Below are 11,986 nucleotides of genomic sequence, written 5' to 3' on the forward strand. Positions count from 1 at the left end.
GGTGAAACAATAAATGGCCCTAGTCAAGAGACTAGAGCCTGTAAGGAAATTTTAATTCCGAGAGTCTTATCTGATTGTAAGGAGGGGAGGATGTCAAAATAGAGAATCCCTCCTGTGCTACAATAAAGAAAAACCCACAGGAGGCAGCTATGGAAGTCACACTTGAAATTATTGTTCGCTCTACGGAGATTGATGTGAACGGTCATGTAAACAACGCCAAGTATCTGGAGTATCTTGAGTGGGGGAGAGAGGAATGGTTTGAACAACACGACCTGCACTACGACCAGATCCTCGCGATGGGAGCGCAGACCGTGACGGTTAACATCAACATCAACTACAGAAAGGAGTGCCGCCAGGGAGAAGTCCTGCTGATTAAAACTCGTCCCGAGAAACTGGGACGTACAAGCTTTGTCTTCAAACAAGAAATCTTCAAGAAAAACGGAGAATTGGCTGCTGATGCGACCGTGACCGTTGTAACAATTGACACTGAATCCCGAAAGAGCCGCCCCGTTCCGGAAGAGATCGCACGACATTTTCAATCGTAACACCCTGACTAAACTGATACATAGGGGGATAGCCGTGTCATTTCTTCCCCCCCTCCTATACAATGTATAACAAACCTTGTACGGGGAGGTTCGGATATTGAAATTCAATCACTTCGTAAAACTTGGGGGCCATACATTCAATTTGCTGCAAAACAAAGATTTACTGGAACTTTTTGGAATGGCAAAAAAAGGTGTACAATACTATAAGGAGCAACAAAAAAACCAACCCAATCAACCCGCAGTCGTCCCTATCTACGTTCCACCCCAATACCCGATTCCAATCGATTCACCCTACTTGCACCACGCACCACGACCTCCATACGGAGTTTTCCCTACCCCTAATGTTCCATATGGAGGAGCGATCCGTCCGGGATATCCGCCATCATTTCCTCCACGGCCCGGCAGAGGAACATTGGCATCCGCCCGCAAACAATCCCGTTCCAAAAAATAAGACCTTGCTGAGATCAAGAAAGACAGGCTCAGCTTGGTCTTTTTTTGTCGATGAGTTCCGATTTTCCAATATCTTGCATATGATTTCGCGTAGGGAGAATAAGGGGGATACATATGAAAAAGTCGTTCGTTTTTGGGGGAACAGTCGTATTTCTCGCTTCTATCCTGTTGGGATCCGCGTTCACGTATTTATCCAAACCTTCCGAGGCAACCGTACCTTCTGTCACAGCAACAGCATCGACTCCTCTCCCGATCGTGGATGAAACACCGCTGAACAGGCTTCAGAAAGAAGAGATAAAGCGGTATCAACAACAACTCCGTGAAAGCTATAGAACTGTCCAGGCAACCGTAATTGGAAGCTATACAACCGATCTCGGCAACCACAACGAGCCAAATCGTGTTCATAATATCCGACTGTCGCTTGCAACGATTCACAAGACTGTACTGCTGCCGGGGGAGACTTTCTCTTTTAACGGAGCAGTCGGGGACTCTACCAATGGCAAACTGGGCTACAAACCGGCCACCGTTATTATCGGAAAAGAATTCGCTACCGATTACGGAGGCGGAATCTGTCAAGTGTCCAGCACGTTATACAACGCGGTTGCAAAAGCAAAACTGCGTGTAACAGAACGTTACAGCCACAGCCTGGCAGTCGATTATGTGCCAAAAGGCCAGGACGCTACCGTCAGCTATCCTGACCTTGACTTCAAATTCGTTAACAACTCCGAGTATCCCATTCGAATTGAAAGTACTTTGCAAGGCAGTAAAGTCATATGCACGATTCTACAAGTCAAAATCGGAGAGCATTAAAAACACCCCACAAAGTGACGTGAAGCGTTGCAGCAACACCGAGTACTTTGTGGGGACCCCGAAAAACATGCGGGACTTGCGTGGGAACTATTCGTAGTGCCGCTGCTCACCTTTTTGCTTTTCCGCCCACTCCAGGAAATCTTGGCCGTTGATATAAGGTTCTCCATCCGTGATATGAGAGTCGAGATGCCCGCGTTCCACCAATTGACGAATTTTTTCCACCGGCATCCTCGCGTGTTGGGCCAAACTCCATATATCATAATATTGATCTCTTCGCACACCTTCAATACGCATAACGGATCTCCTCACTTTAGCAGAATGGCATTCCTATCGTACCCAGCGAGGAGAACCTCTTATTCATCGGTTAGTGACACTATTCGGCAGGTGCGTTTAACGAGTAGTCCTTGCTATCCTGGGCAAACCATTTGATCCCGATACTGGGCCTCCCTGTTTCATCCGGTGGGTTGATTTGAATTTCCTCTTTCGGGACCGCCCGGCGATTGATCACAATCTTCGCATTCTGAGGATCGTCAACATAAAAAGTTAATCCGCGCACCTTGTCGATAGTGACCTCCTGTTTCCCGAATAAAGGATCCTGAATCGACTTGATGGCGATCACCGTTCTTCCATTTCTTTGGGCCGTAACATAATGAACGAACTGCTGTGCCACACTGTAGTTGAGCAATCTGGATGTGCGGGCGACCAGAATTTTGCCGCTGTGATGATAATCGGCCAATGTGCGCAGAGCTTCCACATCTTTGGCAAAAATAAAAGGGAATTCACTTGTAGACCCGCCAAAATGCTGGGCAAAAATGCAGTACTGCTTGTTGGCAATCAACTGCTCAAGACGTTCCTTTGTCAGAAAACGATAAAAATCCCCGTCATCGGCACTCCACGCCCAGTCAATTTTGCCGTTGACGACCTCATGCGTGTAGCGGTGAAATCCCCAAATCTTTTGTCCGTCCCGCAATTGAATGGGAAAAATGGGACTGTCCTGCCCAAACTGATCCTCCCCCACGGAATTCCACACAAACCGGACACCGTTCCGAATCGTTATGTCAGTGTGGTAGTAGGGCGATTTGGGATCATCCCCCGCCTGGTATCTCGTAAATTTTAACGGATGATAGCCCCCGAAGTTTTGTTTGTTTGCTTCATTGCCATGATTGATCCAATAGACGGGATGAATTCCCGCCTGGTTGAGATTCTCCCATGCGGCAACCGCCAACTCTCTTGAAAAGACCACATCCTTTGGATCCTTACGGATAAAATCCCCAAACGAATGAAGCCCGTCAACCCATCCGGCATCAAAATAATGCTTTAACAACTTTGCATTTTTAAATGATTTGGGATCCAGATAGCGATTGAATGTCATGACCGCTTCTACCGATTCACCCTTATAGTCCACCTTGGGATACACGTTGTTCCCCATGTACACCCACATTGTGTCCCCCACGTCCAGACCTAATCCAGGCCCTGCCGGCGTCATTTCTTTGGTGTTGAGAAAACGGTGATACATTGCGAATTCGCGCGGGGTGGTATCATCGATATCGCTGGCGAAAGCGAACATGGCCCCGTAAGGATAAGGAAACTTGCGAAGATCCCGATCGCGGTTGGCGGGTAAAAGCGTCGTCTGTTTCTGCCCATTCGGTTCCGCATCGATCTCCGCAATTTCTTCTTCCGCTTCCGCTCCCGATAAATTCTCCGGGTATGTAAAAGCCGCAGAAGAGATCACGCTGGTGGCCTGTCCCAGAGTTATGATTGCCGCAGGCAAACCAAGACAAAAAATAAAAAGAAGGAATCCAGCAATACGTGCTAACAACCTAAATTCTCCCCGTCCCTGATATTATTTTTCAAATGTCATTATAGCATTTAACTCAGAATTTTTGCGCATAAAAATTAGCTTATCCTACATAAAATGAGATCCCGGGACACCCGGTCTTTTCTGTTTTTTGATAGAATTTTTTTGATAGAATTCAAAAAAGGAAATTTAAACGCCTGAATTGAATTAGATAAAAGTTATTCGATGCCAGCATCGGATTGGAGAAACAAGGAGGGGCAAGTCATGAACAAAAAACTGATTCAATTCGATTATTCAAAAGCTCTGTCATTTGTAGGAGAACATGAAGTTGCTTATCTGGAACCAGCCATTCAGTTGGCTCATACGCTGCTGCATGAGCAGAAAGGTCCTGGAAACGATTACACTGGTTGGGTGGATCTCCCCCTTACCTACGACAAAGATGAATTTGCAAAAATCCAACAGGCAGCTCAGAAAATCCAAGCTGATTCGGATGCGCTCGTAGTCATCGGAATTGGAGGTTCGTACTTGGGCGCCCGTGCAGCTATCGAAATGCTGTCTCATTCCTTCTACAATCTGATGCCGAAAGACAAGCGCAAAACCCCTGAAATCTATTTTGCAGGCCAAAATATCAGTCCTACATACATCAAACACTTGCTGGAATTGCTTGCAGGGAAAGATATCTCCGTAAACGTGATTTCAAAGTCAGGAACCACGACGGAACCGGCGATTGCGTTCCGAATTTTCCGTGACTATATGGAGAAAAAATACGGAAAAGAAGGAGCACGCAAACGAATTTATGCAACCACCGACAGCTCCAAAGGTGCACTTCGTAAGCTTGCAACAGAAGAAGGTTATAAAACGTTTGTAATCCCCGATGATGTCGGTGGTCGTTATTCGGTCCTGACTGCGGTTGGTCTGCTGCCGATTGCAGTTGCCGGAATCGATATCGAAGCAATGATGGAAGGGGCGGCTGATGCACACAAAGCATATGCGCTTCCTGCTCTTTCCGATAATCCGTGCTACCGGTACGCTGCAGTTCGGAACGCATTGTATAACAAAGGGAAGACGATTGAATTGCTTGTAAACTATGAACCTTCGCTGCACTATATCTCGGAATGGTGGAAGCAGCTTTACGGAGAAAGCGAAGGGAAAGACCATAAAGGAATTTTCCCGGCGGCAGTGGATTTTTCCACAGATTTGCATTCAATGGGACAATACATTCAAGAGGGGCGAAGAGACCTGTTTGAAACCGTACTGCAGGTCGATACACCGGTTGAAGATCTAACAATCCAAAAAGATCCGGCGAATGTCGACGGTCTCAACTTCCTTTCCGGAAAGACCATGGACTTCGTGAACAAGAAAGCATTCGAGGGGACGCTTCTTGCCCATACAGACGGTGGAGTACCAAACTTGATCGTCCGTCTTCCGGAAATTTCGCCGTATTCCTTCGGCAACCTTGTCTATTTTTTTGAAAAAGCATGTGGGATCAGCGGTTATGTGCTTGGAGTCAACCCGTTTGACCAACCGGGTGTGGAAGCGTACAAGAAAAACATGTTCGCATTATTAGGCAAACCGGGGTTTGAGAAAGAGAAGGCCGATTTGGAAAGTCGCTTACAGGGCTACTAATACACCCGATAAATTTATTCTCAAGATATAAGGTGCTTCATGACACCTTATATTTTTTTTGATTCGTTTGTACTTTCTGAGATTGTCTCAGCCACCTCCAAGTCAGGTAAATCAAAAGAAAATACAAGGAATCCCCGACAGGGGAAATCCACAGATTCCATCCCTGTTTTATCGAGTATACGTCCCGCCATAGCAGGATCTGCAGATAGGTATACATGATGGCCACGAACATGCCGCCATAGAGCCAGCGCCGTTTTTCCGGCAAAAATTGAACAAACAAATAACAAATGACTGGCCATACCGTCAGATCGGCAGTGATCGGAATCCAAAGATCCATCCATTTGGATCCATGAACTTTCCAGATATGAAGCCAGTCAACAATGATATAGTGTTCCAAAAAGCGAGCGTACACGCCGGTTAAAACCAGCGGAAAAAGTTCTCTTATCCGGGTGAGATCCGCCCATTTTATAAAAATCAGTATGGCAAGTATCTCGAGCAGGAATACTGACATTATGGAAAACCTCCCTTATGTTTAACATACCCTGTTTGAGGGGTGTTCATAGGGAGCGAAGTCGTTGACATCATTTCATTCAAAACATCCAAAGGTGAAAAACGTGTTTTTTATAATCCTTTTTCTTTTGTCTTGGCTGTGGTTTTTTCTGCAAGCTGATAAAACCCGTTTGCGGGAATTGTTCGGAGTGGCCGTTTATTCCAGTTTCTTAGGGCTAATCACTGATCTGATCATGGTAAAATATGCACTTTGGTCCTATAAGGGACTCCCACAGCCGGTCTTTTCAATCCCCTTGCTGCTGGACTTTGGTGTTTACCCTGTCGTCGCTTATCTGTTTGTACAAAATCTGCCTGGCACATGGGGCCGAATTCTGTTGCGGACCCTGATCTGGAGTGTTTTTGCAATTTCTCTCGAATGGATCGTTTTCAAAACCAACCATATGCAATACCATGCCTGGTGGTCAACGAAGTTGTCGTTTCTGGCTGATATCTTAATTTATTTATCGATTGCCGGTGTCTACCGGTTTTACCGTCCTGCCTATGTTAATTCCTCTCAAGAACCGCCTTCCCCCGTTAATCGCTGATCTTTTTGGGTTCATTTCCGTTTTACCGCTTTAAAGCATGTTTACACAAAAGCACATTCGACGCCGTCCGGACCTTGATGGTATAGTGAATTCTGGACTTTAATCAGCTGCGTAACATCAACTATTTTATCAGACAAGATCACTTCTCCCGGTTTTCGTGTTCTTCCGAAATACCGGGCTCCGCATCAAAATCTTGGTTTACCCGCATCCAGATATGCAGGTCATTGATCACGCTTGCATAGGTGTAGATTTCTTCATACAGCTTGCAGATCTTGTCCCAATCTTCTGCCTGTGATGCCTGCAGCTGCCTGTTATTGATCTCCCGTTCAATTTCCATAATGCGGTCCGGGATCCTTGCTTTAATTTTTTCCCATTCCATAATCATATCGTGCCGTTCCTGATCACTTAACTCTTCCCACTCAACTTCCAAATAAGGCAAGCGGATGCCTAACCGTTCGTCATAATCAAAACGATAATTCACAGCTATCCCATCCTTGTCCATTTCTATCCTCTATCCTACACCTCTGACTCAGAAATTAACAAATCTTTTTCGCAAATTCCAGAAATAAACATGGACAAATTTATAATTTCTATATTATTATTTAATATATATTTTCTGACAATTTTCAGAATCATTTTTTGTATTTATGGGGGAAATTATCGTGCAGACAGACACAGTACAACACTCAAGTAACGTAAAAACCTTACCCGAACGCTTCACCTCCAGCGGTTTCATTCTGGCTGCGATTGGCAGTGCGGTCGGACTTGGTAATATGTGGAAATTTCCGTATATCACCGGTAAATATGGCGGTGCAGCCTTTTTCCTGTTGTTTATCGGTTGTCTCTTATTTGTAGGTCTTCCCATCCTGCTGGCTGAAATGGCGATCGGACGCGGCGGACGCGGAAACGCGGTTACATCGTTCCAGAGTCTTTCAAAGAGCAAATACTGGGGAGCTTTCGGTTTTCTTTCGGTTGTTGGTGCTTTTGCAATTCTGTCTTTTTACGCAGTAGTGGCCGGATGGACGATTCATTATGCAATTGAATCCCTGACTGGCGGTCTTTATGCTTCTTCAGATTTTAAAAGTACATTTTTGACTTTCGCGGGCGGATATCTTCCTGTATTGTGGCAGGCAGTCACCATGGTGATCACCGGCTGGGTGGTGGCAAAAGGGATTTCCGGGGGAATTGAAAAGTTCAATAAGGTGCTCATCCCCGGCTTGGCGATTATTCTCATCATTCTGATGGTTCGCGCCCTCACTCTTGATAATGCAGCGGCCGGAGTCGAATTTTTCTTGAAGCCTGATTTTTCAAAGCTTACTGCAGAATCCGCTCTGATTGCACTCGGCCACGCATTCTTCTCGTTGTCGCTCGGCATGGGCACCATGCTTACCTACGGCGCGTATGTGGAACGGCAGCAATCTCTCGGAAAAGCCAGCCTGGCAATCGGCGGCGGAGACTTGCTTTATGCGCTCGTTGCAGGTCTTATCATTTTCCCGACCGCTTTCTCGTTCGGAATTGAGCCGTCCCAAGGTGCCGGTCTCGTGTTTATGGCACTGCCTGCTGCTTTTGCTGCAATGCCGCTCGGTCAGTTTTTCGGATTCCTGTTTTTCATCCTGCTGGCGATTGCAGCGCTGACTTCCGCAGTTTCATTGTTGGAAGTCCCGGTGGCTTATGCAATGACCAAGTGGAATTGGAACCGCAAAAAAGCGGCTTTCTACACATCGGTGATCTGTTTCCTGATCGGAGTTCCATCCGCGTTGTCGATGGGACCGCTTGCTGATTTTGCCCCGGGGGGCAAGACTTATTTTGACTGGTTTGATTTTGTGGCCTCTAACATCCTGCTGCCGATTGGCGGGTTACTCGTTACCCTCTTTACCGGCTATGCGTGGAAACGTGCGGGGGAAGAAGCGGGTTTGTCCGGCTTCTGGTACAATGCCTGGATGTTCCTTCTGCGTTACGTTGCACCGTTACTGGTAATCGCAATCTTCTTCTATACAGTCGGAATCATTAAGTTCGACTAACCCACAATCAACATGTCAAGAAACGCCCCGCAACGGGGCGTTTCTACGTATTTACCCTGACAAGGGCCATCTTTTGTACGCGTTCATGCAGCAGAATCGTCATTGCGACAGCCCAAGCCAGCGGCGTGTTACCGTTTGGTCGGTCCGTTCCGCCAATATAGAGCTCGGGAATTTCACCGTTCTCCGGAATGATCTGTTTGGTCTTCTCCCAATACTCCAATACTTTTTCCTCTTCACCCAGCACCGCATGACACAAGCCCAACCATGGAAAGCCAAAACACCACTCCGCTTCCCGGCCTTCGTTATAGTAACGATCCCCTTTATACCGAATGCAGCCGTACTTTCGTTCCAGCTTCGTTGCAACATCATATAGAATGTGAAAGGCCATATCGCGGGATACCACTTGATACGGATAAATTAACGACAAGAGAGCCAAATCCGTTTTTTTCGTCAGGCTTTCCCGCGGAAGCAGTTTGGAAAGCGTTTGCTCCCCGTTCCGAATCAATTCCTCCGGCACATCGACAAGCATCCGGATCGACTTCAAGCCTGCCACACAGGCACCGACACTGGAAGCGTGAATTTCGACATTCTCTTCCCACATTCCGTTGTCCGGCTCCTGCCAATATTCCAGACAAGCAAGATAGTCTACCAGTTTTTGAAGAATCCGGCGATCGGCTTCATCCCGAAGAATAGGTTTTCCACGGCGAACCCCTTCTCCCACTCCCCAAAGAAACAGTCCAATCGAGTCGTTTTGCGCATGCCCCCAGGGCTGCAGCAGTTCTGTCAAATCCTTGGAATAACGGGCGTGAATATATTCATAGGGCAAGACCGGTTTTTGTCTGGTATGGATATCTATTTTCCACTCATATCGACGAAACAAATCCAACAGCGCATGATAGGTTTTCTCATATCGGTCACAGTTGGAGTTCAAATAAGGAAGCACCGCATATCCGACATCCCGGATCCAAACATAGGAATAGTCGTTGGAAGGACTTGCGATATAGGCTCCATTAGGCAGCCTCATCGAATCAAGGACTGTGTGAAGCGCTTGCATGGCATCTTCTCCCTTCTACGACTAGTATCGGCAAGTTCTGCAGTAGATTAACCCCCCATACTACTTTATATGAACTTGTCATAAAAAAAGCTACAGCCGAAGTACCCGTTTGCCGTGGAATACCGGGTGTAATGAAAAAGATCCCAGGTCCTTACCCCGGGATCTTTGTTGATTTTTTCTCACGCCTGTTGATACAGGGCGATTTTGTTTTTGTATTCTTCCGCCAACTCGACTGCTTTTACGTGTGAACTGCTTTGTGCCACCACTTTGAACATCGCTTTTTCGGAATCCGGCAATATCAATGCCCAACCGTCCTCCGTCAGAACTTTAATACCATCAATCAGTTCCAGCTGCTGGCCTCGCACTTCTTCCATCAACCGGCGCATAACCCGCCCTTTGGCTTCTGCCGGACAAAGAACCTCATCGGTACTCATGTGAAACTGCGGGAGTCCTTCCATTACAGTATGAAGAGTGCTCTCCACTTTGGCCACATACTCGAGAACCGAGACCAACAGATAAAATCCGTCCAAATAAACCTGAAGCGGGTTGATCTTCCCAACTTCGAGCAATGACCGGGTAACCGCTTTGGTTCTTACCACCGGAATTCCAGCCCTCTCCATCATCTCTTCTATGATGGACGGGGCCGAAACCGGAACCGCGATAGCGGCTTGATCTTTTTGGGCCACCAGTGACTGCAGCACTGCTGATTCTTCTTCCGACAGCAGATCCCCTTTTTCCGTATAAATCCGGAAGGCCTGCCCGCTCGTGTCCAACTGGATGCCAAGATCGGCTTTATTGTCGATCACGATATTCTCAAGCATCGCTTCCCCGTTAAATACCGTGATCACTCTGCAGCCAAGCCGCTCCAAGATGTGATGCATGACCGACATCACCTGTGGACTTTCGCAGTGAAATACAACCTTGAACCCACGGTTTCTTACTGTGTCAATATCGATTCGGGACAAAACTTCCCAAACGTAGGGATCGGTTATATGTGACGTTTGCTCCAACAAGCCAAGTCCTTTGGTATCGGGCCGGACAAAATCCTCCTGCAGGAGGGCGTTCTCTATCTTCCGCTCCATTCCCTTGTCAATTGGCAACCCGTCTTGGTCAAAAAACTGGATGCTTACTCCGTTGTCATCCACTGTACCTGTCTTCCGAATGTGAATTCCCCCGTGGCTGTCTGAGCCGCGGCATTCGTAACGCGCAATAGGAGCGAGCGTAATGCCGATGTCCCGGACACGCACCCCTATTGCCAGAAGACTGGAAATCACCGAATACTTCAGTATCGAACTGAATGGATGCTCATCACAGCTGACCGAAACGGTTACCCCCTTTTTCAGGCAGGATCCATAAGCGGAAGCCACTTTCCCCGCGAACTCAGGGGTAATTTCCAGATTTGGGATACCGTTGATACCTTCACCGCCAAACATACTGCGGCTTGCGGATTTCCCCCAGATGAGGGAGGACTGCTGGACCGTACTGGCCCCGATCACCTTTTGCGGCCAAATTTTAATCGCCGGTTTAATGACGGACATGTCCCCGATCCAGCTTTTATCGCCGATCACAGCATCTTCACAGACAGTCACTCCTTCACCGATCCGTACCCCGTTGCAGAGAGTTGCACCAGACAAACCCGATGCACTGCCGATATAGTTTCGGTTCCAGATCACACACCTTTCCAAGCCGGCACCCTGTTCGACCCAGTTGTAGCGGCCTAGAATGGCGTATGGACCAATCTTGACTCCTGTATCAATGACGGTACCTTTCCCAATAAAAGCGGGCCCCTCGATTTGCAGTCCCCGGTCGATTGACACATCTTCTGCCATCCATACACCCGGGAATTCCTCGTTTCCGATAATGTTCACTTTCACAAGACCATCCAGCATGTCAAACTGCGTTTGCCGATACTGAGTCAAATTTCCGACATCTGACCAATACCCATCCGCCACATAACCGTACAGAGGAAGATTTTTATCCATTACGAGCGGAAACAGATCCTTGCTGAAGTCAAACTCTCTTCCTTTTTCAAAGAATTGCAAAATTTCCGGCTCCAATACATAGATTCCTGTGTTAACCGTGTCGCTAAAGACTTCACTCCAGCTCGGTTTCTCAAGAAAACGGATAATCTTTCCGTCTTCTTGAGTCATTACCACACCGTATTCGAGCGGAACCTCGACCTGCGTAAGTACAAGCGTTCCGATCGCCTGTTTAGCTTTGTGATATTCAATGGCAAGACTTAAATCAAAATCTGTCAACGCATCCCCGCTGATCACCAAGAAGGTCTCATCCAGGAATTCTTCCGCATTTTTTACGCTGCCTGCAGTTCCAAGCGGTGATGTTTCTTCAAAGTAGTGCAGGCGGATGCCAAAATCCGAACCATCCCCGAAATGATTCTTTATCACCTGCGGCAAATATTGGACGGTGACTGCGATGTCTGTGATCCCGTGCCGTTTCAATAAGTCGATAATGTATTCCATACACGGTCTATCCAAGAGTGGTACCATCGGTTTTGGCAGATGGCACGTCAATGGACGCAAACGAGTTCCTTTTCCCCCGGCCATGATCACAGCTTTCATACAATTGCT

At 47.2% G+C, this 11,986-nt stretch carries 12 protein-coding genes; 6 read left to right on the forward strand and 6 right to left on the reverse strand.

What is annotated here, in order from left to right; all coding sequences use genetic code 11:
- Positions 1 to 149 precede the first annotated feature (149 nt).
- The 3 genes from ACFO8Q_RS09435 (at position 150) to ACFO8Q_RS09445 (ending at position 1,805) form a co-directional block, all read left to right on the forward strand.
- Positions 150 to 545: an acyl-CoA thioesterase gene (locus ACFO8Q_RS09435; RefSeq protein WP_380025522.1), complete on the forward strand. Its 396-nt coding sequence runs from the start codon at positions 150 to 152 to the stop codon at positions 543 to 545.
- A 97-nt stretch (positions 546 to 642) separates the two neighbouring features.
- Entirely contained in the window at positions 643 to 996 is a 354-nt protein-coding gene (locus ACFO8Q_RS09440) for a hypothetical protein (protein WP_380025523.1), read from the forward strand.
- A 113-nt stretch (positions 997 to 1,109) separates the two neighbouring features.
- Positions 1,110 to 1,805, forward strand: coding sequence for a VanW family protein (locus ACFO8Q_RS09445; protein ID WP_380025524.1), 696 nt, complete (start codon positions 1,110 to 1,112; stop codon positions 1,803 to 1,805).
- 87 nt (positions 1,806 to 1,892) lie between these two features.
- Here ACFO8Q_RS09445 and ACFO8Q_RS09450 read toward each other — a convergent pair whose 3' ends face one another.
- Both ACFO8Q_RS09450 and ACFO8Q_RS09455 read right to left on the reverse strand, forming a co-directional pair.
- Positions 1,893 to 2,099 carry a hypothetical protein gene (locus ACFO8Q_RS09450; RefSeq protein ID WP_380025525.1) on the reverse strand — a complete coding sequence of 69 codons (207 nt, stop codon included), beginning with the start codon at positions 2,097 to 2,099 and terminating at the stop codon, positions 1,893 to 1,895.
- A 79-nt stretch (positions 2,100 to 2,178) separates the two neighbouring features.
- A complete protein-coding gene (locus ACFO8Q_RS09455) occupies positions 2,179 to 3,624 on the reverse strand; it encodes a hypothetical protein (RefSeq protein WP_380025526.1) in 1,446 nt (481 codons plus the stop codon).
- Between the two features lie 243 nt (positions 3,625 to 3,867).
- Here ACFO8Q_RS09455 and ACFO8Q_RS09460 point away from each other — a divergent pair, with 243 nt between their 5' ends.
- On the forward strand, positions 3,868 to 5,229 hold the full coding sequence (locus ACFO8Q_RS09460) for a glucose-6-phosphate isomerase (RefSeq protein ID WP_380025527.1): 1,362 nt from the start codon (positions 3,868 to 3,870) through the stop codon (positions 5,227 to 5,229).
- A 37-nt stretch (positions 5,230 to 5,266) separates the two neighbouring features.
- Here ACFO8Q_RS09460 and ACFO8Q_RS09465 read toward each other — a convergent pair whose 3' ends face one another.
- The gene (locus ACFO8Q_RS09465) at positions 5,267 to 5,740 is read right to left on the reverse strand and encodes a hypothetical protein (protein ID WP_380025528.1); all 474 of its coding nucleotides are present in this window, start codon (positions 5,738 to 5,740) and stop codon (positions 5,267 to 5,269) included.
- A 64-nt stretch (positions 5,741 to 5,804) separates the two neighbouring features.
- On the opposite strand from ACFO8Q_RS09465, the gene ACFO8Q_RS09470 reads away from it, so the two are divergent.
- On the forward strand, positions 5,805 to 6,323 hold the full coding sequence (locus ACFO8Q_RS09470) for a CBO0543 family protein (RefSeq protein ID WP_380025529.1): 519 nt from the start codon (positions 5,805 to 5,807) through the stop codon (positions 6,321 to 6,323).
- Positions 6,324 to 6,462: 139 nt separating this feature from the next.
- Here the strand turns inward: ACFO8Q_RS09470 and ACFO8Q_RS09475 are convergent, their stop codons facing one another.
- Positions 6,463 to 6,804, reverse strand: coding sequence for a hypothetical protein (locus tag ACFO8Q_RS09475; RefSeq protein WP_380025530.1), 342 nt, complete (start codon positions 6,802 to 6,804; stop codon positions 6,463 to 6,465).
- A gap of 181 nt (positions 6,805 to 6,985) precedes the next feature.
- On the opposite strand from ACFO8Q_RS09475, the gene ACFO8Q_RS09480 reads away from it, so the two are divergent.
- Positions 6,986 to 8,344, forward strand: a complete 1,359-nt coding sequence (locus ACFO8Q_RS09480) for a sodium-dependent transporter (protein ID WP_380025531.1) — start codon at positions 6,986 to 6,988, stop codon at positions 8,342 to 8,344.
- A gap of 43 nt (positions 8,345 to 8,387) precedes the next feature.
- Here the strand turns inward: ACFO8Q_RS09480 and ACFO8Q_RS09485 are convergent, their stop codons facing one another.
- Both ACFO8Q_RS09485 and ACFO8Q_RS09490 read right to left on the reverse strand, forming a co-directional pair.
- Entirely contained in the window at positions 8,388 to 9,398 is a 1,011-nt protein-coding gene (locus tag ACFO8Q_RS09485) for a glycoside hydrolase family 15 protein (RefSeq protein WP_380025532.1), read from the reverse strand.
- 179 nt (positions 9,399 to 9,577) lie between these two features.
- On the reverse strand, positions 9,578 to 11,977 hold the full coding sequence (locus ACFO8Q_RS09490) for a sugar phosphate nucleotidyltransferase (RefSeq protein ID WP_380025533.1): 2,400 nt from the start codon (positions 11,975 to 11,977) through the stop codon (positions 9,578 to 9,580).
- Positions 11,978 to 11,986: the final 9 nt, after the last annotated feature.

It is taken from the genome of Effusibacillus consociatus (assembly GCF_042652925.1).
Lineage (GTDB): Bacteria > Bacillota > Bacilli > Tumebacillales > Effusibacillaceae > Effusibacillus > Effusibacillus consociatus.

Coding starts and splice junctions, on each gene's coding strand:
- ACFO8Q_RS09435 (WP_380025522.1), top strand. CDS start 150: ATGGAAGTCACACTTGAAATTATTGTTCGCTCTACGGAGATTGATGTG.
- ACFO8Q_RS09445 (WP_380025524.1), top strand. CDS start 1,110: ATGAAAAAGTCGTTCGTTTTTGGGGGAACAGTCGTATTTCTCGCTTCT.
- ACFO8Q_RS09450 (WP_380025525.1), bottom strand. CDS start 2,099: ATGCGTATTGAAGGTGTGCGAAGAGATCAATATTATGATATATGGAGT.
- ACFO8Q_RS09460 (WP_380025527.1), top strand. CDS start 3,868: ATGAACAAAAAACTGATTCAATTCGATTATTCAAAAGCTCTGTCATTT.
- ACFO8Q_RS09465 (WP_380025528.1), bottom strand. CDS start 5,740: ATGTCAGTATTCCTGCTCGAGATACTTGCCATACTGATTTTTATAAAA.
- ACFO8Q_RS09485 (WP_380025532.1), bottom strand. CDS start 9,398: ATGCAAGCGCTTCACACAGTCCTTGATTCGATGAGGCTGCCTAATGGA.
- ACFO8Q_RS09490 (WP_380025533.1), bottom strand. CDS start 11,977: ATGAAAGCTGTGATCATGGCCGGGGGAAAAGGAACTCGTTTGCGTCCA.